Origin of the sequence: Krasilnikovia cinnamomea (assembly GCF_004217545.1) — a bacterium.
Classification (GTDB): domain Bacteria; phylum Actinomycetota; class Actinomycetes; order Mycobacteriales; family Micromonosporaceae; genus Actinoplanes; species Actinoplanes cinnamomeus.
Window position 1 is genome coordinate 1,154,161 of the sequence record NZ_SHKY01000001.1, and the last position, 23,599, is coordinate 1,177,759.

Annotated in this window: 18 protein-coding genes; 9 read left to right on the forward strand and 9 right to left on the reverse strand. The window is 71.6% G+C overall.

Annotation, left to right across the window (positions count from 1 at the left end):
• Positions 1-92 precede the first annotated feature (92 nt).
• The 6 genes from EV385_RS05035 to EV385_RS05060 form a co-directional block, all read right to left on the reverse strand.
• Complete coding sequence (locus EV385_RS05035; RefSeq protein WP_242624714.1) at positions 93-2,039, reverse strand: delta-60 repeat domain-containing protein; 1,947 nt, start codon at positions 2,037-2,039, stop codon at positions 93-95.
• A gap of 8 nt (positions 2,040-2,047) precedes the next feature.
• A complete protein-coding gene (locus EV385_RS05040; protein WP_130508394.1) occupies positions 2,048-3,019 on the reverse strand; it encodes a glycosyltransferase in 972 nt (323 codons plus the stop codon).
• A complete protein-coding gene (locus EV385_RS05045) occupies positions 3,016-3,903 on the reverse strand; it encodes a phosphatase PAP2 family protein (RefSeq protein ID WP_341273988.1) in 888 nt (295 codons plus the stop codon). Before EV385_RS05045 ends, EV385_RS05040 begins: the two co-directional genes overlap by 4 nt.
• 103 nt (positions 3,904-4,006) lie before the next feature.
• Entirely contained in the window at positions 4,007-5,569 is a 1,563-nt protein-coding gene (locus EV385_RS05050) for a sugar transferase (protein WP_130508396.1), read from the reverse strand.
• Positions 5,570-6,042: 473 nt separating this feature from the next.
• Positions 6,043-6,801, reverse strand: a complete 759-nt coding sequence (locus tag EV385_RS05055; RefSeq protein ID WP_130508397.1) for an ABC transporter permease — start codon at positions 6,799-6,801, stop codon at positions 6,043-6,045.
• Positions 6,802-6,842: 41 nt separating this feature from the next.
• Entirely contained in the window at positions 6,843-7,763 is a 921-nt protein-coding gene (locus EV385_RS05060; RefSeq protein ID WP_130508398.1) for an ABC transporter ATP-binding protein, read from the reverse strand.
• Between the two features lie 124 nt (positions 7,764-7,887).
• Here EV385_RS05060 and rnhA point away from each other — a divergent pair, with 124 nt between their 5' ends.
• Positions 7,888-8,364, forward strand: coding sequence for a ribonuclease HI (gene rnhA / locus EV385_RS05065; protein ID WP_207229750.1), 477 nt, complete (start codon positions 7,888-7,890; stop codon positions 8,362-8,364).
• Between the two features lie 74 nt (positions 8,365-8,438).
• On the opposite strand, the gene EV385_RS05070 is transcribed toward rnhA, so the two are convergent.
• Together EV385_RS05070 and EV385_RS05075 are read right to left on the reverse strand one after the other, a co-directional pair.
• The gene (locus EV385_RS05070) at positions 8,439-8,897 is read right to left on the reverse strand and encodes a hypothetical protein (RefSeq protein ID WP_130508399.1); all 459 of its coding nucleotides are present in this window, start codon (positions 8,895-8,897) and stop codon (positions 8,439-8,441) included.
• Positions 8,898-9,042: 145 nt separating this feature from the next.
• Entirely contained in the window at positions 9,043-10,137 is a 1,095-nt protein-coding gene (locus EV385_RS05075) for an acyltransferase family protein (RefSeq protein WP_165449396.1), read from the reverse strand.
• A gap of 247 nt (positions 10,138-10,384) precedes the next feature.
• Here EV385_RS05075 and EV385_RS05080 point away from each other — a divergent pair, with 247 nt between their 5' ends.
• The 7 genes from EV385_RS05080 (at position 10,385) to EV385_RS34845 (ending at position 17,184) form a co-directional block, all read left to right on the forward strand.
• Positions 10,385-11,413 (forward strand): LacI family DNA-binding transcriptional regulator, encoded by a 1,029-nt coding sequence (locus EV385_RS05080; RefSeq protein WP_130508401.1) that lies wholly within the window; start codon positions 10,385-10,387, stop codon positions 11,411-11,413.
• Between the two features lie 168 nt (positions 11,414-11,581).
• Complete coding sequence (locus tag EV385_RS05085) at positions 11,582-12,847, forward strand: ABC transporter substrate-binding protein (RefSeq protein ID WP_130508402.1); 1,266 nt, start codon at positions 11,582-11,584, stop codon at positions 12,845-12,847.
• A gap of 71 nt (positions 12,848-12,918) precedes the next feature.
• On the forward strand, positions 12,919-13,812 hold the full coding sequence (locus EV385_RS05090; RefSeq protein WP_130508403.1) for a carbohydrate ABC transporter permease: 894 nt from the start codon (positions 12,919-12,921) through the stop codon (positions 13,810-13,812).
• Positions 13,809-14,705 (forward strand): carbohydrate ABC transporter permease, encoded by an 897-nt coding sequence (locus EV385_RS05095; protein ID WP_130508404.1) that lies wholly within the window; start codon positions 13,809-13,811, stop codon positions 14,703-14,705. The genes EV385_RS05090 and EV385_RS05095 overlap by 4 nt, the downstream gene beginning before the upstream one ends.
• An 86-nt stretch (positions 14,706-14,791) precedes the next feature.
• Complete coding sequence (locus EV385_RS05100) at positions 14,792-15,154, forward strand: hypothetical protein (protein WP_130508405.1); 363 nt, start codon at positions 14,792-14,794, stop codon at positions 15,152-15,154.
• A 35-nt stretch (positions 15,155-15,189) separates the two neighbouring features.
• Complete coding sequence (gene ligD, locus EV385_RS05105) at positions 15,190-16,149, forward strand: non-homologous end-joining DNA ligase (protein WP_130508406.1); 960 nt, start codon at positions 15,190-15,192, stop codon at positions 16,147-16,149.
• A 162-nt stretch (positions 16,150-16,311) separates the two neighbouring features.
• Positions 16,312-17,184 (forward strand): hypothetical protein, encoded by an 873-nt coding sequence (locus tag EV385_RS34845; protein WP_242624715.1) that lies wholly within the window; start codon positions 16,312-16,314, stop codon positions 17,182-17,184.
• 123 nt (positions 17,185-17,307) lie between these two features.
• On the opposite strand, the gene EV385_RS05115 is transcribed toward EV385_RS34845, so the two are convergent.
• Positions 17,308-18,909: a tetratricopeptide repeat-containing diguanylate cyclase gene (locus EV385_RS05115; RefSeq protein ID WP_242624716.1), complete on the reverse strand. Its 1,602-nt coding sequence runs from the start codon at positions 18,907-18,909 to the stop codon at positions 17,308-17,310.
• Positions 18,910-19,247: 338 nt separating this feature from the next.
• On the opposite strand from EV385_RS05115, the gene EV385_RS05120 reads away from it, so the two are divergent.
• Complete coding sequence (locus EV385_RS05120; RefSeq protein ID WP_130508407.1) at positions 19,248-23,549, forward strand: GH92 family glycosyl hydrolase; 4,302 nt, start codon at positions 19,248-19,250, stop codon at positions 23,547-23,549.
• Positions 23,550-23,599: the final 50 nt, after the last annotated feature.

The window sequence follows — 23,599 nt, forward strand, 5'->3', positions numbered from 1 at the left end:
CCGCAGGTTTGTGCCCGGCCCCCGGACGGGCGCCGGGCCGCTGCGGTGCGGCACCGGCGTCCGGCCGGGGGTGAAGTGGTGCGGTCGTTCGCCTACGAGGTGGCGAAGAACAGGGTGGGGTTGGACCAGTTCGCCCCGGTCGACTTGCGCGCCACGACGGTCGCCGAAGCGCCGTTGACGGCGGTGGACGCGGCCGGGTCGAACGCGACCGTACGCAGCGAGCCGTCCGTCGAGCCATAGACGAGCTTGCCCGCGACCCAGGTCAGACCGCGCACCGTACGCCAGTCGATGCCCGAGGTGGGCAGCTTGAACTCGGTGCAGCCGACGATGGAGCCGTCCGGCTCCAGGTAGCGGTAGTACAGCGCGTTGCCGCTGGAGGTCGTGTAGTACATGCGGCCCCGCAGGTAGAAGGCGCCGGTCATGGAACCCGCCTGGTACCAGGAGTTGAAGCCGCTGCTGACCCACGGGGCGCCGACCGTGCCGCCGGTGAACATGGACAGCTGCAGCACGTCGCCCTTGGCCCACCACAGCTTGTTCGACACCGAGAAGGCGGCCTTGGCCGAGGTCAGGTTCGGCTGGTTGGTCACCGTCGCCGCGCCGGCCCCGGACGGGCCGTACGGCACCTTGGTCAGCTTGCCGTTGCCCGCGCCGAGGTACAGGAAGCCGGAGGCCGCCTGCGGCGCGTCGACCGGCGCGACCGTACGCCCACCCGAGGTCGGGAAGTACGCCTGCCGCCCGTGGTACTCGTTGCCCACGCCGTCGGAGTCCTGCCCGATGAGCAGGCCGGACGGCCCCTTCCAGATCTCCCAGACGATCGGGCCCCAGGAGGTGCCGCCCGAGGGCAGGTGGCTGCCCGGGGAGCGGCCCGGGTTCCAGGCCATCGGCAGGCCGTTGCCCGGGTCGAGGGCGCCGAAGCCGTACCGGTCGATGGCGCCGGGACCGGCCTTGTCGTCGCCGTTGGCGTTGTTCAGCCAGCGGAAGTGCCCGCCCAGGTAGACCACGTTGTCGGCCGCCTCCACCGAGGTGATCGAGTCGTGGCCGGTCCGGTTGACCCAGGTGGCGTCTAGGTTGCTGCCGCGCGCCGAGGTCTCCCAGCGGCTGATCGTGTCGCAGAACGCGTCGCCGCCGATGCCGCCGTCCGCGCCGATGACGAAGTAGCTGCCGTCGTCGGAGAAGTCGACGTCGCGGGCGTAGAACGGGAACGTCTCGATCTGGCAGTCCGGGGCGAACCGCTGGGTGCTCCAGTCGGCCACCTTGGGCGTGCCCGACACGTCGATCATGACAACCTGCTCGCGGGCCAGGTTGTTGACCTTCCTGAAGTTGCCGGCCGCGACGACCGTCCGGCCGTCGGGCGAGACGGTGAGGGCCCACACCAGTTCGCTGCTGGCGCGGGCGACGCTCGCGTCGATCTGGAACGAGGAGTCGATCGCGCCCGTGGTGGCGTTCAGCCGGGCCAGCAGCGAGTGCTTGGTGCCGTTGACGTAGTGGAACGCGCCCGCGAGGTACAGGTGGTTGCCGTGCACGATGGCGCGGCGCACCACCCCGCCGTCGGCGCGCCCGACCCAGCTGGTGATGGTCGCACCGGTGCTGGGGTCCAGCTCGACGAGGTTCTTGCGGGCCACGCCGTTGACCGTGCCGAAGTTGCCGCCGACGATCAGCTTGCCGTCGGGGCTGACCGCGAGGGTCTGCACGGCGTTGTCGAAGGTCGGCTTGAAGCCGGTCTTGAGCGCGCCGCTCGTCGCGTCGTACGCGATGAGGTAGCTGACCGTCGTCCAGGAACCGGCCCCGGCGTTCTTGGCGCCGGTGAACGAGCCGCCCGCGTACACGGTGTTGCCGATCTGGGCGAATGCCCGCACGCTGCCGTTCTGCACGTGCGGGGTGGTGTCCGCCGGGTTCGCCGTGACGAGGGTGGACGTGACGTTCGGCGGGACGTACACGGCTTGGGCGGGGATGGCGGTCAGGGCGACCGTACTCAGCGCCGCGGCGGCCGCCAGGAGGCTGGCGGCGGCGCGGGGCCGAAGTCGACGGGGCAGGGACACGTGCCCTCCTATTCGGAGTATGAGGGGTGGTGGGACGGGGCTTGGGGGCAGAACCGGAACGGCGGCGGTGCCGGTCCGGTCCGGACCGACCAGGCGGCGGCGGACCGCAGGTCGGCGAGGTCGATCTCGTCGGCCTCGCGGGCGACGACGAGGTTGCGGGCGGCGAGTTCGGCCGCCATGTCGGCCTGGTGGTCGTCGACGTGTTCGCCGTGGGCGCGGCGCCGCGGCACGTACACGGCGCGGCGGCCCGCCCGCATCGCGGCCAGCGCGGAACCGACCCCGGCGTGGGTGATCACCACGTCGGCCTCGCGCATGGCCTCGCGCAGCTCGGCGACCGGGACCTGGGCGCGGGCCCCGGCGGGCATACGCCCGGCCACGGTGGCACCGACCTGCCAGAGCACCTCCAGCTCGGGCGGCAGGATCCGGACCAGCCGGTTCAGCAGCCGGGGGAAGGTGAACCGGGGGTGGGTGCCGAGACTCACCACCACCTTGCGTACGGGCGGCGGCGCGGGCAGCGGCTCGGCGACGAACGCGTCGAAGATGGAGCCGCCGTAGCGCCACTCGCCCCCGGCCCAGCCCGGGTACTGGGTGTAGAGCCGGACGCCCGGCAGCCGGGCGGCCAGCCGTCCGGTCAGCGACGGCCCCCGGGTGCGGGTGGCGCTCTCGATGTAGGCGCAGTCGATCCCGGCCGCCCGGGCGGGCACGAAGAACGACACGGCGACGCTGGCGCCGGTGCTGATCACCCGGTCGTAGCGCCCGGTGCGCAGCAGCCGCCGCGCCGCCGCCAGGTCGCGGGCGGCGCCGACCAGGTCCCGGCTGGTGGCCGGCGGCACGTGCACGACGTCCTCGCCCGCCAGCAGCGACCGGCTCTGCGGGCTGTCGAAGGTGACCCACCGGTGCGCGCCCACACCGAGGCGCGGCCGCAGGTCGTGCAGTTCGGCGAGGTGGCCGCCCGTGGACGCCACCAGCAGCGTGGTCACCGCGCCGCCCCGGGGCCGGGCGCGCCCGCGGCGACCAGCGCCGACGAGATGACGGTGCCCGGCGCGGACGAAGCCTCGCCACCTGCCGGCCGGGCATCGCCGGTTCCGGGCCGTGGACGGGCCGCCGGGCCCACGAGGACGAGAACCGCGACCGCCCAGCCGAGGAACAGCGCCGGTCCGAACAGGAGACCCGCGATCACGTCGGTGAGCCAGTGCTTCTGCACGTACATCCGGGTGTAGCCCTCGGCGACCGCCATCACCAGCACGGCCGTGCCCAGGCCGACGCGGGCCCGGCGGCCGAGCCGGAAGGTCAGCGCCGCGAACAGGGCCAGCGCCCCGAAGGTCATCACGATCCGGGCGATCCCGCCCGACGGGTACGTGCCCAGCCCGGTCGGCGGGTGCCCCCGGTCCACCATGCCCGCGAGCACGGCCTGCACGTACTGCTCCAGCGGGAACTGGGCGAGGATCGCGACCAGCGGGATCCAGAACCGGCGCCGCCACAGCGCCGCGAAGACCAGGGCGCCGACGATGGTGACCACCTTGAGCGGGGCCCGGTCACCCAGCGCCGTGTACGCCCAGTTCAGCCGCGCGAACGACGGGTCGAGACGGGTGCTCACCCACGCGTGCACCGGCACGTCGACCGTGGGCTCCAGCCGGTGCGCCAGCTCACCGAGTGGCCAGAACACCGCCACCACGGCGGCCGACCAGGCCAGCAGGAACGCCACCGCGGTGGCGGGGCGCCCGATCGTGGCCACCAGGGCGGACAGCGCGGCGCGGACCCGGCCCGCGAGCCCACTGCGCGGCCAGCGCCGGCCCGGCCCGCACGCCAGCGCCGGTCCCGCGACCGCGGGTAGCAGCACCGCCAGCGCGGCCGCGAAGTACATCGTGCCCAACGAACCGTCCCCATCCTGCGGCGTACCGACCGCACTGCCTGCCATCCGAGCGGCGCCCGGTCGCCGTTCCCCCACGCCGGGACGTGCGCGCTGCTCAGTACGCCCCCGCGCCGCGCCGGACCGCGATCGCGGTGCGCAGCAGGATCACCAGGTCGACCGTGAGCGACCAGTTCTCCACGTACCGCAGGTCGAGCCGGATCGAGTCCTCCCAGGAGAGGTCCGAGCGGCCGCTCACCTGCCACAGCCCGGTCATGCCGGGCTTGACCATCAGCCGCCGGCGCATGTCCTGCGGGTACCGCTCGACCTCCGCGGGCAGCGGCGGGCGCGGCCCGACCAGCGACATGTCGCCCAGCAGGACGTTGAACAGCTGGGGCAGCTCGTCGAGGGACCAGCGGCGCAGCACCCGGCCGGAACGGGTGACCCGCGGGTCCCGGCGCATCTTGAACAGCACGCCCGCGCACTCGTTCTGCGCCCGTACGGTGTCGAGCCGCTGCTCGGCGTCGACGTGCATGGTCCGGAACTTGTACATCCGGAACGGCTCGCCGCCGCGCCCCACCCGGGTCTGCCGGAAGAACACCGGGCCACCGGTGTCCAGCCTCACCACGAGCGCCACCGCGAGGAACACCGGGGCGGAGACCAGCAGCAGCACCGCGGCCAGCGACAGGTCGAACACCGACTTGATCAGGCGGCGGCCACCGCCGAGGCGGGGGTGCTCGACGTGCATCATGGGCAGCCCGTCCACCGGGCGCACGGTGACCCGGTCCCCCGAGGTGTCCACCAGCGACGAGGAGACGATCAGGTCGATGTCGTCGCGTTCCAGCTCCCAGGCGAGCCGGCGCAGCATGGCGCCGTCGAGCTCCGGGCAGGACAGCACCATCACGGTGTCCGCCCCGGCCGCCGCGGCGCAGTTCGCGGCGGCGGACAGCGCGCCGTAGACCGGCACCGGCACCGTCGCGGCCGCCGAGGCCAGCTGGCCCTCGGGTACGCAGGCGCCCACGAGCTGCAGGCCGTGGTGGTGCCTGCGGTGCAGCTGGCGGGTCAGCCGCGCCACCGCGTCGGCGTGACCGAGGGCGAGGACCCGGTGCATGCAGGTGCCGCGCCGGCGGGCCCGGTGCAGCGCCCGGCGCAGCGCGAACCGGCCCAGCAGCGAGCCGCCCGTGGTGAGCACGAGCACGATGAGCAGGTAGCCGCGGGCGACCCCGGCATGGGTCACGTACGCGGCGAGCGCCGACCCGGCCGTGAGCCGGCCCGCGGAGCGCAGCACCCGCTGGTACTCCTCGGTGCCGACGAACAGCAGGCGCCGCTCGTACCCGCGGGTCAGCGCGAGGATCGCGACCCACACCAGCGGGATGAGTACGGACAGCGCGAGGTACCAGTTCGCGTAGCGGGCGCCCTGGAAGCGCAGCACGAACGCGGCCAGGGTGGCGATCAGTGCCGCGCCGACGTCGATGATCAGTAGATATCTGACGTAGCGCGCCTCCCACACCCAGCGGTCGGCGTGCGCCTGCCCGGCGACCCCACCGAGATCCCTTTCGGTGGTGCCGTAATACGCCGCCGTCGCCGTCGCCGACGGTGGCGGTGTTGTTTCCGCAAATGACGATGTTGCGGCAAATGAAGCTGACGCGGCGTTGTCCGCCGCGGTATCCGTCGTAGTCACGACGCCCTTGCCTCCAGTGAGACCCCACGCCCACTCGGCATTTTCATGCACGGCACCAAGACGTCCCCATCCCTGATCTCCCGCGGAAGTGCGGTTGGTCAGAGGCGGTGACGCCGGACTGTTTCCAGGTGGGAACCCGACCCCTCGATCGCGATTTCGACAAACGACAGGAGCAATGCGCGGACGCCGATCCCGGGTGACATCCGTGGCATTGCGGATGGACTCACGTCCACGCCGGACAAAATAGCAAGGGCATCGACCCCCGCGGAAGGCGGAAGCGCTCCCTTACCATCCGCACCGGATTATGCATTGGCGGTTACGATTTGCCCGGCGGTGTGAATCGGGCCACCGCACGGTAGCACAAAAGACACCCCAGACAAGGCCTCTGGTACTGCCGATCATCGATGACCCGCATCGACGGCCACGAACCTGCCGGAAGCGGTCCGAGGTCCACCCGATCGGGTGTCAGCGGGTCACTCCCAGCGGAACCAGCGGGCGGCGGCCACCAGGGCACCGGCCGCCCACAGCGCGAGGCTGGCCCAGATCCAGCCGTCCACGGGGGCGCCGCCGGTGAGGGTGGCGCGCAGCGCGGCGGCGTGCGCGGCCACGGGCAGCAGGAAGTACCCGGCCGGGCCCAGATCCGGGGCGGCGAACATGATCCCGCCCGCGGCCAGCATCAGCACGTAGATCAGGGTCGCCGCGGCGGTCACCGTCTCGGGCCGCAGCAGGCTGGCCAGCAGCAGCGCCAGACCGCAGTACGCCGCCGTGGCCAGGGCCGTGACACCGACGGCGGGCAGCACCTGGCCGAGCTGCGGACGCCAGCCCACCGCGACACCCACGACCGCCAGCACCAGCAGCTGCACCGCGACCAGGCACCACACCGCCGTCGTCTTCGCGGCCAGCAGGCCGGGCCGGGTCAGCGGTGAGGCGCCGAGCCGCTTGAGGACGCCGTAGCCGCGCTCGTAGCCGGTGGTGATGGCCTGGCCGGTGAAGGCCGTCGACAACACCGTCAGGGCCAGCACGCCGGGCACGACGTAGCCCGGGCGGTCGGCGGCGGGCACATTGGTCGCCCGGGTCAGGGTGGCGCCGAGCAGGACCAGCAGGGGTACGCCCATCGCCAGCACGACGGCCTCGCCCCGGCGGGCGGTGAGCAGCAGCTCCGTACGGATCTGGCGGGACAGGACGGCGCGCATCGGCGCGCGGCCCGGTGCCGGTGTGAAGGTTCCCGTCATCGCTGGCCTCCCTGTGCTGTCCACCGGCTGACCTGCGCCGTTCACCGGCTGGCCCCGGCCGTGAGGGCCAGGTAGACGTCTTCGAGCGTGCGCCGCCGGGTGTCGACGCTGGTCACCTGGGCGCCCTGCGCGGCGAACCAGGCCAGCACCCGCGCCAGGGCGTCGGTGTGCAGCGGGCCGGCGAGCGCGTACTCACCGGGCGAGGCTTCGGTGACCGTGACGCCGTCCAGCCGGGCGGCCAGGTCGCCGACCGGCAGCCCGGGGTCGGCGCGGACCTGCAGCAGGTCGATGCCGGCGGCGGCGGTGAGCTCGGCCGGGGTGCCCGTGGCGGCGACCACCCCCGACCGCATGATCACGACGTGGTCGGCGAGCCGTTCGGCCTCGTCGAGCAGGTGCGTGGTGAGCAGGACCGTGACGCCGTCCGCGCGCAGCTCCTCGACCAGCCCCCACGTGGTGTGCCGGGCCTCGGTGTCCATGCCCGCGGTCGGCTCGTCCAGGAAGACCAGCTCGGGGCGACCCACCAGGGCGACCGCGAGGGCCAGGCGCTGCTGTTCGCCGCCGGAGAGGCGCCGGAACGTCGTACGGGCCACCCGGCGCAGGCCCAGCCGGTCCAGCAGCATCCCGGTGTCCAGCGGCCGCGCCGCGAAGGAGGCGAACAGCTGGAGGATCTCGCCCGCGGTGGCCCAGGGGTACATCCCGCCGGACTGCAGCATGATGCCGAGCCGGGGCATGAGCGCGTCGTGGTCGGCGACGGGGTCCAGCCCGAGCACGCGCACGGTGCCCGCGTCCGGGCTGCGGAAGCCCTCGCACACCTGCAGCAGGCTGGTCTTGCCGGCGCCGTTGTTGCCGAGCAGCGCCAGCACCGCGCCACGCGCGACGGCCAGCGACACCCCGCCGACCGCGGTGCGGGTGCCGTACCGGATCACCAGATCCCGCACCACCACGGCGTCTTCGTCGCCCATGTCAACCCTCCGTCGGATTCGCCGCGGCAACGATACCGAGCCCGCCGGTGTGCTCGCGGTCACCGCCGGTACCGGTGCCCACCGGGTATGCGGGACGGTCCCCGCCGCTCGGTATCGTGCCCGCGTGACCGACAACAGCGCCGTGGTGGAGATCTACACCGATGGGGCGTGCGTCCCGAATCCAGGCCCGGGCGGGTGGGGTGCCGTGCTGCGCTACGGCACCGCCGAGAAGGACCTGTGCGGCGGCGAGGCCACCCCCACCACGAACAACCGGATGGAGCTGACGGCCCCGATCCGGGCGCTGGAGAGCCTGACCCGGGCGCCGCTGACCGTCCTGCTGTACACCGACAGCATCTACGTCCGCGACGGCATCACGAAGTGGTTGCCGCGGTGGCGGGCCAACGGCTGGCTGACGTCCGCCCGGCAGCCGGTCAAGAACGTCGACCTGTGGCAGCTGCTGGACGCGGCCGTGCGGCGCCACGACGTGCGGTGGCACTGGGTGAAGGGCCACAACGGCCACCCGGAGAACGAGCGCGCCGACCGCCTCGCCGCCCGCGGCCTGCAGGAGGCTCTCAGCGCGGCACGCGCAAGCGCCGGCTGACCCGCCGGCCGGCCTCGGGGGGCGGATGAGCGGCTCATGGGGCGGGTGAGCGGCTCAGCGGGCGGGTGAGCGGCTCAGGACGAGCGGGGCTTCGGCACGGTGATGCGGGTCGTGGGGCGCGCCGCGACCTCCGCGTCGACGCCACCACCGGCGCCGTGCACCTTGGCGCGGGCCACCCGGTCGGCCGGCAGCCGGTACGTCGGGGCCTGGACCAGCTCGTCCGGCACCTGATGACGGCCGGAGGGCCCGGCGGCCGGCAGGGGTTCCGCCGAGCCCTCCACCACCGCGGGCGGCGGCACGATCACCGCGGCCGAGGCGCTGATCGCGGTCCGATCGCCGCGTCGCGGCGCCATGATGCGTGCGGCCAGGCTGAACACGCTGCGGGTGGCCGTGTCGTACCCGTCGCGGAACGCCTCGTCGCGGTCCAGCCCCGTCCGGTACCACTGGTGCAGGCGGCCGGCCGCGTACCCGGTGCACGCGATGAAGGCGGCCAGCAGCGTCAGGAGCAGAGTGGAGTTTCCGGGGGCGGTCATGCGACAGATTCTGGCCAATGGGATAGACCGCAAGCTATGGCCCGTTTGACGTACCCCGATCGACGTACCGCTCTGCGCCCCGGGGCGTACGGGGCCTCGCCCGGGTGGCGCCCGACGCCCATCAGGCGCCGCCCGGACGAGGGCTTCAGGCCACGACGGGCGGCACGGCGACCGGCGTCGCACGCCGGGTACGCCGCCGCCGCACGAACGGCGAGATGCGGGGACGGCGACGCGCGGCGAGGTCCTCCACCCAGCCGAGCGAGAGCACACAGACCACGAGCATGGCCATGGCGATCGCGAAGTCTGCCAGATACTGCAGCGTCTCGTTCGGGATCTCCCAGAGCCTGAGCGGGACGATCAGGGCGACCGCGACGGTGATGGCGACGTTGTGCCACAGATAGATGGTGACCGCGCGGTTGTTCACCATGGACACGAAGCTGTCCACCGGGCGGGCGCGGGTCAGCCAGTCCATCCGCGGCGCCCAGCGCAGCAGCGCCAGGACGAAGCCGATGGAGTAGACCGCGTACGCCACGGGCAGGTCGGCCATGTTGACGCCGTGCTCGCCCGGGTGGGTGTACGCCCAGGTCAGCGCGCCCGCCACGCAGACCACGGCGATGCCCAGGACGACGGGGGTACGCAGCCGGGCCAGGTCACCCTCGCGGTGCGCCATGCCGAGCACCCAGCAGGAGCCGAACCCGAGGACGTTCAGCAGCACCCAGAAGACCGTCGCGCCGACGATGTCCGGGTACGCCATCAGCAGCATGAGCGCGACCAGCGGCAGCAGCACGGTGGGCAGGTTCCAGCGGCGGTAGAGCTTGAGCAGCACCGGCGAGAGCAGCACCAGCCACAGGTAGGTGACCAGGTACCAGAGGACGCCGGCGGCGGGGTAGCCGAACTCGCTGGACGGCGGGTCGGCGATGGGGAACGCCCACAGCAGCAGGCGCGGCCAGGACGGGCGGTCCGGCCAGCCGTGGTGGATCATGACCGGCACGGCGATGAGTCCCATCACCCACAGTGCTGGTAAAAGGCGGCGCAGACGGTTACGTACGGCCCGGGGTGCGTTGCGGTCGAGGGACTTGACCATGAGCGAGCCGCCGAGCGCGAACATCACCCCCATGGACGGGAAGATCAGCTCGAACGCGGCGACCGGATAGGCGTGGAACAGAACGACCCGGATGATGGCAACTGCACGGAGAGTGTCGAAGTACCTGTCTCGGCCGGCTTTCTTACCGTCCGCCACAACGCCTCCAGCTGCTCGTACTGTGGGTGACCACCCCGCGTGGCAGCTACAAAACGTAGTGTTCTGCACAACCTTCGCGGAGTCCCCGAACGGCCAGTTCCGGGCACTGATTCGGCGGACGATCAGGTACCTCCGCCGAACGGGAGCGCCGGTCGATGCGGTGGAGCGCGACCCACGGCCGGACATCGATGCCATACTTGCGACCTCGATCGACGCCCGCATGCCCGCCAGCACAGTACGGAGCGCCATGTCCGCACCCGGGTCCGCCGACGGGCAGGCCGTACGGCGGCCGACCCTGACCCAGGTGGCCGCGCTCGCCGGCGTCAGCCTGAAGACCGCGTCCCGGGCGCTCAACGGTGAACCGAACGTCGCCGAGACCACCGGCGAGCGGGTACGCGCCGCCGCCGACCAGCTCGGCTACCGGCTCAACGGCATCGCCCGTGAGTTGCGCCGGGGCGCCACGTCGGCGCTCGTGGGCCTGATCAGCGGCGACCTCACCAACCCGTTCTACTCGGCGGTGGCCAGCGGCATCGAACGCGAGCTGCGCCAGCACGGCCTGCAGCTCGTGACCGCCAACAACGACGAGGACGCCGAACGCGAACGCGCCCTCGTCGACGCGTTCCTGGAACGCCGGGTGCGGGCGCTGCTGATCGTGCCCAGCGGCACCGACCACGGGTACCTGGCGATCGAGGGCACCCGCGGGGTGCCGTTCGTCTTCCTCGACCGGCCGCCGGTCGGCATGGCCGCCGACACCGTGGTCATCGACAACCACGGTGGCGCCCGCGCCGCCGCGCTGCACCTGCTGGCCGGTGGTCACCGGCGGGTCGCGCTGGTCGCCGACCTGGCCCGGATGGCGCCGCAGCGGGGACGCATCGACGGCTTCGTCGAGGCGATGGCGGAGGCCGGCAACGACGAGTGGCGGCCGTATCTGCGCACGGATGTGCACGACGTACGGCAGGCGGAGCGCACGGTCCGCGAGCTGCTGGCGACGGACCCGGCGCCGACCGCGGTGTTCACCACGAACAACCGGCTGACCACGGGTGCGCTGCGGGCGTTGCGGGGGCATCCGCGCCCGCCGGCGCTGATCGGTTTCGACGACTTCGACCTGGCCGATGTGGTCGGTACGACCGTGGTCGCCCACGACGCGATGGCGCTGGGCCGCTCGGCGGCCCGGCTGGCGCAGGAGCGCATCGGCGGGCACGAGGGCCCGGCCCGCACGATCGTCGTCGCGACGTCGGTGATCGCCCGCGGTTCCGGCGAGCGCCCCCCGAACTGACCGCCGACTCCCGGCTCCGGGGACGGACACACTCGCAATCCGAGTCGAACAAGACCGCTCACGTTACAACACGGATACAAGCGCTGACCTGCGATTGACACCCCTGATTGGAAGGAGCAGCGTATTCGCCGTTGTCTGTGACAACGATGTCAAAGATTGGGGAGGACCATGGGCTTTACGCGACGGGCCGCGGTGGCCGTAGTGGGCGTCGCCGCCCTACTCACGGCATCCGCGTGCGGAGGCAGCGACAGCGACGGCGGCACCGGATCCAAGAACGTCGAAGTGTTCACCTGGTGGGCGGACGGGGGCGAGAAGGCCGGACTCGACGGCCTCGTCGGCGTCTTCGGCACCGCCTGTGCGGGCCAGACCTTCCAGAACGGCGCGGTGGCCGGCGGCGCCGGCGCCAACGCCAAGTCCGTGCTTGCGTCCCGCCTGCAGCAGAACGACCCGCCGGACACGTTCCAGGCACACGCGGGCGCCGAGCTGCTCGACTACATCAACGCGGGCCAGGTCGAGGACATCAGCGCCGACTACGACGGCTGGGGCCTGAAGCAGGCGTTCCCGGCGGGCCTGATCGGCAACCTCACCGTCGACGGCAAGATCTACTCGGTGCCGGCGAACATCCACCGCGCCAACGTCGTGTGGAGCAACAAGAAGGTGCTCTCCGGCGCCGGCATCACCGCCGACCCCAAGGACCTCACCGAGTTCTTCGCCGCCCTCGACAAGCTCAAGGCCAAGGGCGTCAAGGCGCCGCTGGCGCTCGGCAAGGACTGGACGCAGCTCATGCTGTTCGAATCCGTGCTGATCTCGGACCTCGGCGCGGAGAAGTTCACCGGCCTGTGGCAGGGCAAGACGGACTGGAACGACGCCAGCGTCACCAAGGCCATCGCCGACTTCCAGCGGCTGCAGACCTACTCCAACAGCGACCGGGACGCCCTCGACTGGACCGACGCCGAGAAGCTGGTGATGGACGGCAAGGCCGGCTACCAGCTGATGGGCGACTGGGAGGCCGCCGACCTCGACGCCAAGGGCTTCAAGGACTACGGCTGGTTCACCTTCCCGGGCAACGGCACCACCTTCCAGTGGCTGGCCGACTCGTTCGTGCTGCCCAAGGGCGCCAAGAACCCCGACGGCACCAAGTGCTGGCTGAAGACGGTCGGCAGCGCGGACGGGCAGAAGGCCTTCAACACCAAGAAGGGCTCCATCCCGGCCCGGACCGACGCCAACCCGGCGGACTACCCGAAGTACCAGCAGTCCGCCATGGCCGACTGGAAGTCCGCCACCCAGGTACCGTCCTGCGCCCACGGCTCCGCCTGCTCGCAGGGCTGGCAGCAGGCGGCCAACTCGGCGCTCGGCGCCTTCTCCACCAACCAGGACGCCGCCGCACTGCAGAAGGCGCTCGCCGCCGCGGCGCAGCAGTACGCCGGCAAGTAACGAGACCGCGACGGCGGGGCGGCTGGCGGCCGCCCCGCCGTCGCACCCTTGAACCACCACGAAGGAGCCCGATGCGCCGACTCCGGCATTGGGGACCGGGCCTGCTGCTGCTCTCCCCCTCACTGATCCTGCTCGCCGTTTTCGTGTACGGGCTGATCGCCTGGACCACGAAGGTCTCCGTCTCCGACGAGCACAACGCCCGCGGCTCCAAGGGTTTCGTCGGGCTCGACAACTACGTCAACCTGTTCACCAACGACATCAACGACCGGTTCCTGCACTCGCTGAAGAACCTGCTGATCTTCACGGTCGTGTTCATGGCCGGCACGATGGTGATGGGCCTGCTCTGGGCGTTCCTGCTGGAGCGCGGGGTCCGCGGTGAGGGCTTCGTCCGTACGGTCTACCTGTTCCCGATGGCGGTGTCGTTCGTCGCCTCCGGGGTGGTCTGGCGCTGGCTGATGAACCCCGGCACGGGCGAGGACGCGGGCGGGCTCAACGCCGTCTTCGGCGCCCTGCACCTGGAGTTCCTGCAGAACACGTGGTGGACGAACCCGAACTGGGGCATGGCCGCCATGGCGATGCCGGCCATCTGGCAGCTCTCCGGGTACGTGATGGCGCTGTTCCTGGCCGGCTTCCGGGGCATCCCGCAGGAACTGCGCGAGGCCGCCGCCATGGACGGGGCCAGCACCTACCGGCTGTACCGCAACGTCATCTTCCCGCAGCTCACCCCGGTCGCGCTCTCCGCGCTGATCATCGTGGGGCACATGTCGATGAAGATGTTCGACCTGATCATGAGCGTGTCCGGCGCCCAGTGGCTCACCGAGGTGCCCGCGGTCTACGTCTGGCAGGCGCTGCTGACCAGCGACTACGCCAAGGCGGCCGCGATCTCGATCATCCTGCTGCTGCTCGTCGCGATGGTCATCGTCCCGTACCTGATCTGGACCAACCGGACGGAGCAGCGCTCATGACCGCCACCACGACGACCCGGTCGGCGGCCGAGCCGGTGTCCACGGCCCCGCGCGCCGCGCGCTCCGGCACGCCCCGCACGGTCGCGGGCCGCGCGGTGAAGTACGCACTCGTGCTCTTCTTCCTGTTCATCGTGCTGATGCCCGCGTACGTGCTGATCGTGACGAGCTTCAAGTCCGGCTCCGAGATCGGGGTGACCGGCCAGTGGAACCTGCCCGAGCACTGGACGACCGCGTCCTGGGCCAAGGCGTGGCGGTCACTGCAGCCGTCGTTCGTCCGTACCTTCGAACTGGCCATCCCGGTCGCGGTGATCTCCTCGCTCATCGGCGCGGCCAACGGCTTCGTGCTCTCGCGCTGGCGCTTCCCCGGCGCCGACCTGGTGTTCACGCTGATCCTGTTCGGCATGTTCATCCCCTACCAGGCCGTCATGATCCCGCTGCGGGAGATCGTCACGACGATCGGCATCCCGCCGGGCATCCCCACCCTGGTATTCGTGCACTGCGTCTACGGCATCCCGATCTGCACGCTGATCTTCCGGAACTACTACGCCACGACCGTCCCGGAGGAGCTGATCGAGGCGGGCCGGGTGGACGGGGCGGGGTTGCTGCGCACGTTCTGGTCGCTGATCCTGCCGATCTCGATCCCCGGCTTCGTGGTGACGGTCATCTGGCAGTTCACCTCGGCCTGGAACGACTACCTCTTCGCTATCTTCCTGTCCAACACCCGCAACGGCCCGATCACGATCGCGCTCAATGCGCTGGCGGGCGCCCAGTCGCCGGACTACGCGGCGTCGATGGCGGGCGCGCTCATCACGTCGCTGCCCACGCTCATCGTGTACGTGCTGCTCGGCCGCTGGTTCATCGGGGGCCTCATGGCGGGTTCCGTCAAGAGCTGAACGCCCGTCCCGGGCCGTACCCCGAGCCGATCTCTCGGGTCCGCACGCACCGGGCGGGAACCGGCCCGGGCGCTTAGAGTGCGGTAGTGACCCCCGAGGCCGTGCCGCCGCTGATCCGGCGCACCGATGTCACGGCCCGAACCGCGCGGGAGATCCGGCAGGCCGAGCTCGAGGCGGAACGGCGGCTCACGGTCAGGCTCCGGGTGACGGCCGTGACGCTGGCCTGGCTGGTCTCGGTGTCGCTGGCGCTCGGCTGGGGGTTCACCGCAACGCCCGGCAGCCCACCCGGCGGGGCGTTCACGCTGGCGGCCGTACTCGTGGTGCTGCTGCCGTTCGTCGCCGCGGTCATCGCGACCCGGCACGGCCGGGTCTGGCTGGGCGGGCTCTACGTCGTGCTCACCCTGGCCATGGTGGTGCCCGCCGTCATCATCGCCCGCGCGGCGAGCTGACCCGCGCACCCGCGCGGTCGGGCAGGATGGGCGGCATGAGTACGGGCGGCGAGGAACGCGACGGCGTACCCCTGACGAACCTGGACCAGGAGCTCTTCCCCGGCGCCGGGGCGACCAAGCGGGACCTGGTCGACTATCTCGACGCCGCCCGGGACGCCATCCTGCCGGTCCTGCGGGACCGCCCCCTGTCGGTGGTGCGCGTGCTGCGCGGACAGGACCGCTTCATGCAAAAGAACCTCCCCAAATACACCCCGGACTGGGTGCCCCGGGTGCCGGTGTGGGCGGAGGCGTCCCAGCGCGAGGTCCAGTACGCCCTGTGCAACGACCGCCGCACCCTGCTGTGGTTCGCCAACCAGCGGGCCGTCGAATACCACCCGACGCTCGCGCTCGCGGGCAGCCACCACCCGACCCACCTCATCATGGACCTCGACCCACCGGAGGACGGCGGGTTCACGCTGGCGGTCCGCGCGGCGCGGCTCGTCCGGCAGGTGCTGGCGGACGCGGGCATGGCCAGTGCGGTGAAGACCAGCGGCGCCAAGGGAGTGCACGTGTTCGTACCGCTGCCGGCCGACGTCGACGTGGCGGACGTGGCGGCCGCCACCCGGGCGGTGGGCGCCCGCGCGGAACGGCTCGACCCGGCCCTGACCACCACCGCGTTCATCCGCGAGGACCGGCACGGCAAGGTCTTCCTAGACTCGACGCGGGCGGGCGGCGCGACGGTCGTCGCCGCGTACAGTCCGCGGGCGCGGCCCGGGGTCCCGGTGTCGTTCCCGGTCGCCTGGGACGACCTGGACGATGTAGGCCCCGCCGACTTCACACTGCACACCGCGCCCGCGCTGCTGGCCGGACGCGACCCGTGGGCGGACGCCATGCCCGCGCCGCAGACCCTGGACCCCGGCCTCGTCGAGGAGGGACACACGATCCCGATCGCGCGGGTCGCGGCGATGCACGAGGGCAAACGCCGGGCCCGGGCGCGACGGGACACCACCCCCTGACACCCCGACGGCCGGCGGTCTCACCCGGGGCGCCCGCCTTGCAGATACCTCAGTGTCCCGTGGTGGTCGGCGTCGAGCGCTTCCCGCACCCGGCTCTCAACGTACCGAGCCGGGTCAGGAAATTCACAGCGTGCGTGCGGGACGGGCAGGCACAATCGCGGAGTGCTTGATCCAGTCGACGGCCCACCGTTCCGATGGGACCTGGTCAGCCCGGACGAACTCGGTTCGATGCTCGAGGGCACCGCCGAACCCGACCTGTGGTTCATGCCGGACCTGGTGCAATGTGCCGGCCGGGTCGTTGCCCGTAGTGGCAACGGCGACTTGTTCTTCGTGGGCCGGTCCCTCGACTCCATGTTCGATCTACTCAGCGGTGCCTTGGCGGATCTGACCGCGCCGAACCTCGTGGCCCGGGCACCGTTCTCCTTCCAACGCCAGGCCGGACAACCGCGCCGCTCGAAGTGGACTGCCGACCAGCAGGCAGCAGCACGCCGCCTCCTGGGCAGCATCGGCATCACGCCTCGCGCCCTGGCCCGCCGCAGCCGCCCCGCCACCTTCGTCGACGTGGTGGATGCCGGCGGCACCTTCGCCGACCTGTTCGCCCTGCTGGACGAGTGGATCGTCGAGAGCCGCGAGCCGTGGGAAGTCATCCGGAAGAAGCTGCGTTTCGTGGGCATCACGGTGCGCCGTGCCACGAGTCCCAAGACGTGGCGGTGGCAGCAGCACGCCTCCTGGACCCGGCGTCTCCCCGCCCGCGCCGTCGTGAACGTGTCACTCGATCCCGAGGTGTGGTCGTACTTCGGCGACTACCAGACGAAGCTCACGAGGTCCTTCCGCCCCGACCGCTGGCTCGCCGCCGAGGAAGGCCCACGACGCGATGAGCGGACCCGCCAGGCACTTGCCGAGGCCGTGGCCGTTGTCTCCTACGGACGCGGCAGCGAAGGCCGCCGCGCGCTCGCCCGGGCCATCGACGGCGAGCCAGCCCTGGCGCAACCGTGGCTGCGGTCTCTCGTCCGCCAACTCAACAGCGCCGCCTGAACACTGGGCGAATCGCACGAGAAACGCGGTGACGTCCGTGGTCGCCCCCGCGACAATGGCCGGCGTGCCGGAGGCCGAGGTCGTCGTCGCCCAAGCGGCGGTCCAGACCGGCGCGGTGGCGGGTCAGGCCAGGTCGCGGTCGCGGTGGGCGCGGGTACGGAACTCTCGTGGCGTTTGCGCGACGACGCGGTTGCGACCGGCGTTCTTGGCGGCGTAGAGGTTGCGGTCGGCGGCGGACAGCGCCCCCGCCTGGCTGGGCGGAACGCTCTCGCTCACCCCGGCCACGCCGATGCTGACCGTAACCGGCAGTGCTCCCGTGATGTCCTGCCAGCCGTACTCGCCGATCGCGCAGCGGATCTCGTCGAGGTACTTGGTCGCGGACGGCACCGGGGTGGCGGGCAGGACCAGCAGGAACTCCTCGCCGCCGATGCGGGCCACGAACCCCGCCGGGGCGATGGCGGCCAGCCCGGCCTCCAGCATTCTCGCGACCCGCACCAGCACCTGGTCGCCGGTGTCGTGCGACAGCGTGTCGTTGATCCGCTTGAAGTGGTCGACGTCGGCGATCGCCACGACCAGGTCCGGGTCGGCGGCGATCAGGACGGGCAGCTCCTCGTCGACGTAGCGGCGGTTGCGCAGCCCGGTCAGCGGGTCGTGGCGGGCCTGCTCCCGGAACCGTTCGGCCTCCTGGCGGGCCTCGGCGGTTTCGAACATGACCTGCCGGGTCTGCGCCTGCGCCTGCCGTTCCTTGCGGCGCAGGCTCTCCCGGGCGGCGAAGGACGCCTTGTGCTCGGCGAACGCCGCGGCATGGTCACCGCCGGCGGCGTACAGCTCGGCCTGCTCCAGGTGTACGCGAACCATCAGTTCGGGCATCCCCCGCTCGGTGCACAGCGCACCGGAGGAGTTCAGGGCGGCTTGAGCCCGGTCCAGTTCACCCATGCCACGCAGGGCCCGGGCCAGAGTCAGCTGATACTCGGCCATGTCGTCGGCGTTCTCGTTCTCCCCGGCCTCCCAGCGCTCGATACACAGCCGTAGGGTCTGCTCGGCCTGGGCGTACAGGCCGTTGGCGATCTGAATCGCTCCGATCGTGTCCAGGACGGCGGGAGACAGGGTCAGCCCGCGTGCGCCCGCGTGTTCCAGGAGGCGGTTTGCTATCTCCTCGGCGCGTTCCAGCTCCCCGGTGGTGAACTCGATGTACGCCCAGTTGTTGAGCACGACGGTGACCTGCCGCCACTGTTGCAGTTCCCGGCCCAACCGCTCGGCCTGGCTAAAACGGGGCCGGGCGGCTTCCATCGCGCCGTTGAGGGCCAGCGCCTCGGCCAGCCCCAGGCGGTGCAACACCTGCATGAACGGGGTGGCGGTGTCGTCCAGCAGCTCCACCGCGCTCAGGGCGTGCTCCAGCCGCTTGGCGGAATCACCGGCCAAGCGGTGGGCGTGCGCGCAGGCGTTGTGGGTACGTGCCTGCAGCCGACGGTCGCCGTGCTGAGCGGCCCACTCGTGGATGGCGTAGATCTGCCGGGTGGCCGTGGCGACGTCACCGGCCCGCAGCCGCATGCCGGCCGCGCAGAGCTGGGCGCGTGCCAGCAGCCCCTCGTCGCCCAGCGGCGCGGCCAGCCGTTCGAGTTCGACGGCTGCGGTGTAGCAGTCCTCGATGTGCGTCACGACCTGGTCTTCGAGTGCCAGCAGGGCAGCCGACAGCTCCTCCGCGCTCAGGACACTGCGGTCCACCAGTCACCCCCGGTCGTCGTAGTGCCGATCGGCTTGCCGGAGCGCGGGATGAACATTCGGTGCCATGCACCGCGACACACGCCCGGGCCGGTATGCCTTGTTCGTCCCGAGGCACCCTGATCTCCACGTGGAGTGAGCTGCTTCACAGCGATTTCCTCGCTCGCCGGTGACGGCCGCCTGACATCGATGTCAATCGAGTGTGGTCAAAGTCTTGCGCATCGATGGACGTGGACGTAAGCATGTGTCGCGGACGTTTCGTAGGTTCGTGATTCGAGCACCGGCGCGCCCACCCCTCGCGCCAGTGCCCGATTCACGGGCCACCAGGCGAAGGAGGCGGCATGTACCGGTCGCGATGGGCTGTCGCGCTGTTCTGCGTCCCCCTCGTCGTCGCGGCCGCCGCCGTGGCGTGCGGCGGGGCGGCGTCCGCGGCGCCGACCGACCCGGGCGAAAGCGGCACCGGGGCGTTCGCCTCCTCGTTCGAGCCGGGCGAGCCCGCGCCGGACTGGCGCGACACGGTCGAGACCGGCCCGGACGGCGCACCGCGCAGCGGCGGCGTCGACGGCAGCGTCCAGGTCGGCCTGCCGGGCAGCCTCCGCGAGCACGTCACCGGGATCGCCGTGAACGCCGAGCCGAACCCGGACGAGAACGGCGCCAACCTCAACGACGCCGACCCGGCGACCAAGTGGCTCGTCGACACCCCCACGAGCTGGGCCCGGTACACCCTGGACTCCCCCGCCCGCGTCGTGCGGTACGCGCTCACCTCCGCCAACGACGCCCCCGAACGCGACCCGCGCGACTGGACCGTGGAGGGCTCCGCCGACGGCACCACCTGGACCACCGTGGACACCCGCACCGGGCAGAGCTTCGACCAGCGGTTCCAGACCCACACGTACGAGGTGGCCACCCCGGGCTCCTTCGCGGTGTACCGGCTGAGCATCACCGGCCACCCGTCCGGCAGCCTCACCCAGCTCGCCGACTGGCAGATCGCCACCGAGGACACCACCACCCCGCCCGCGACGAACATGCAGAGCCGGGTCGGCGGCGGCCCCGCCTCCTCACCCACCGCGAAGGCGAACGTCGGCTACACCGGGCGCAACGCGTTCCTGATCGGCGGCCGCCACCTCACCGGCGGCCGGGCGTACGCGTACAACAAGGTCTTCGACGTCAACCTGACCGTGACGGCCGACACCGAGCTGTCGTACCTCGTCTTCCCCGAGTTCAACCGGGACGACCTGAGCAACCCGGCCACGTACACGGCGGTGGATCTGGCCTTCACCGACGGCACGTACCTGTCTGATCTGAAGGCGACCGACCAGCACGGTGTCGTGCTCAGCCCGGCCGCCCAGGGCGCCGCGAAGACGCTCTACACCCAGCAGTGGAACCAGCGCACGGCCCGGATCGGCGCGGTCGCGGCGGGCAGGATCGTCGACCGGATCCTGGTGGGCTACGACAAGCCCGCCGGGCCGACCAGCTTCCGGGCCTGGTTCGACGACATCGCGCTGCGCGTCGCGCCGCCCGCGCCGCCACGGGCACACCTGTCCGAGTACGCGGACACCCGGCGCGGCACCCAGTCGTCCGGCGACTACTCGCGCGGCAACAACTTCCCGGCCACCGCGGTGCCGCACGGCTTCAACTTCTGGACCCCGGTCACCGACGCGGGCACCACCAGTTGGCTGTACGAGTACCACCGCGACAACAACGCCGCAAACCGGCCGACCATCCAGGCGTTCTCCGCCAGCCACCAGCCCAGCCCGTGGATGGGCGACCGGCAGACCTTCCAGGTGATGCCGTCACCCGCCACCGGGGTGCCGGACGCGGGCCGCGCCAACCGGGCCCTGGCGTTCGGGCACGACAACGAGGTCGCCCGCCCGTACTACTACGGGGTCACGTTCGACAACGGCATGAAGACCGAGATCGCACCGACCGATCATGCGGCGCTGATGCGCTTCACGTTCACCGGCAACCGCGGCAACCTGATCCTGGACAACGTCAACGGCAACGCGGGCCTGAGCATCGACGCCGCGAACCGGTCCGTCTCCGGCTGGTCCGACGTGAACAGCGGCGGGCTGTCCGCCGGATGGACCCGGATGTTCATGTACGCCGTGGCCGACCGCCCGGTGGCCGCCAGCGGTTCGCTGTCCAGCGGGAACCGCCCGTCGACCGGCTACCTCGCGTTCGACACCTCGACGCAGAAGACCGTGACGCTGCGGATCGCGACGTCGCTGATCAGCGTCGCGCAGGCCCGGCACAACCTGGAACTGGAACTCGCCGCTTCCGCGACCGTGGAGTCGGTGCGCGACGCCGCCCAGCGGCAGTGGGACACCCGGATGCACACCGTCGAGGTCGAGGGCGCCTCCGAGGACCAACTGGTCACCCTCTACTCGAACCTGTACCGCCTGTTCCTCTACCCCAACTCCGGGTACGAGAACACCGGCAGCGCCGAGGCGCCCGTGTACCGGCACGCGGTGCAGTCGTCGACCACCACCCCGGCCAGCTCACCCACCGAGACCGGCGCCCCGGTCAAGGACGGCAAGGTGTACGTCAACAACGGCTTCTGGGACACCTACCGCACCACGTGGCCCGCGTACGCACTGCTCACCCCGGGCGAGGCGGGCGAGATGGTGGACGGGTTCGTGCAGCAGTACCGCGACGGCGGCTGGATCTCCCGGTGGTCCGCGCCGGGCTACGCCAACCTGATGGTCGGCACCAGCTCCGACGTGGCGTTCGCCGACGCGTTCCGCAAGGGGGTCACGGTCGACGCGGAGACGGCGTACCGGGCCGCGCTGAGGAACGCGACCGTCACCCCGCCGAACGCCAACGTGGGCCGCAAGGGCCTCGCCACGTCGATCTTCAAGGGGTACACGCCGAGCGACGCCACCGGCGAGGCGATGTCCTGGGCGATGGACGGCTACATCAACGACTTCGGCATCGCCGGGATGGCCGCCGAACTGGCCAAGCGGGGCGGCCCCAAGGCATCCGAGTACGCCGAGCAGGCCGAGTACTTCCGCAACCGGGCCCAGAACTACGTGCACATGTTCGATGAGTCCGTGAAGTTCTTCCAGGGCCGCGACTCCGGCGGCACCTGGCGGCTGCCCGCCGACCGCTACGACCCGCGGGTGTGGGGCTACGACTACACCGAGACCGACGGCTGGAACATGGCGTTCCACGTGCCGCACGACGGCCAGGGCCTGGCCAACCTGTACGGCGGCCGCGACGCCCTGGCCAAGAAGCTGGACACGTTCTTCGCCACCCCGGAGACCGCCGGATTCCCCGGCTCGTACGGCGGCACGATCCACGAGATGCTGGAGGCCCGCGACGTCCGGCTCGGCCAGTACGGCCACAGCAACCAGCCCTCGCACCACATCATCTACATGTACGACTACGCCGGTCAGCCCGCGAAGGCCCAGGCGCTGGTCCGCGAGGCCCTGTCCCGGCTCTACCTGGGCAGCGAGATCGGCCAGGGCTACCCGGGCGACGAGGACAACGGCGAGATGAGCGCCTGGTACGTCTTCAGCGCGCTCGGCTTCTACCCGTTGCAGATGGGCAGCCCCGCGTACGCGATCGGCTCGCCGCTGTTCACCAAGGCGACGGTGAACCTGGAGAACGGCAGGAAGATCGTCGTCAACGCCCGCAACAACAGCGCCCGCAACGTCTACGTGCAGTCGCTGACGGTCAACGGCCAGCCGTACACCTCGACGTCGCTGCCGCACGCGCTGCTGGCGGGCGGGGCGACGCTGGACTTCACGATGGGCGACCGGCCGTCGGACTGGGGCACCGGCGCCGACGCCGCCCCGCCGTCGCTGACCACGGGCAGCGCCGCGCCCGACCCGCTGCGCGACCTGGCCGCCCCGGGCAAGGGCACCGCGACGGACCCGACCCTGGTCGACGACACGACGGCCACCCGGGCGGTCTTCGGTTCCGCGACCCCGGCCTGGCAGTACCAGTTCACCGGTGCCGGGGAGCGCGCCGAGTTCTACACCCTCACCTCGGGCGCGGTCGCGGGCGACCCGACCGGCTGGCGGCTGCGCGGCTCGTACGACGGCACCCGCTGGACGACGATCGACGAGCGCAGTGCGCAGAGCTTCGAGTGGCGGCTGCAGACCCGGCCGTTCAAGATCGCTACGCCGGGCACGTACCGCTACTACCGGCTGGAGGTGACCGGGAACACCGGCCAGCCCAGCACCACCCTGGCCGAGGTGGAGTTGCTCGGCCATCCCGCCCCGGTGTGCTCGACCACCATCGCGGACCGGGTCGTTGGCGCCCTGTCCGTGCACTCCGGGGTGACCTGCCTGCGCGGGGCCACGGTCACCGGCCTGATCAGCGTCCGCGACGGCGCCTCGCTGTACGCCACGGACGCGAACCTGCGCGCCGCGCTGACCGCCACGGACGCCGGCACGGTGTCGCTGCAGCACACCACCGTGACGGGGCCGGTCACCGCGACCGGAGCGACCGCGGTGTCCATCGAGGACTCCACCGTTTCGGGACCGGTGTCGTTGCTGCGCAACCGCGGCACCACACTGATCTCCGGCAATACGATCGGCGGGGCGCTGACCTGCACGGGCAACCATCCCGCGCCGGTCGACAACGGCCTGGACAACACGGTGTCCGGCCCGCGCCGGGGTCAGTGCGCCACGCTCTGATCCGCCGGGAGTGCCGACGCGCCGTGGTCCCACCGGACCACGGCGTGTTG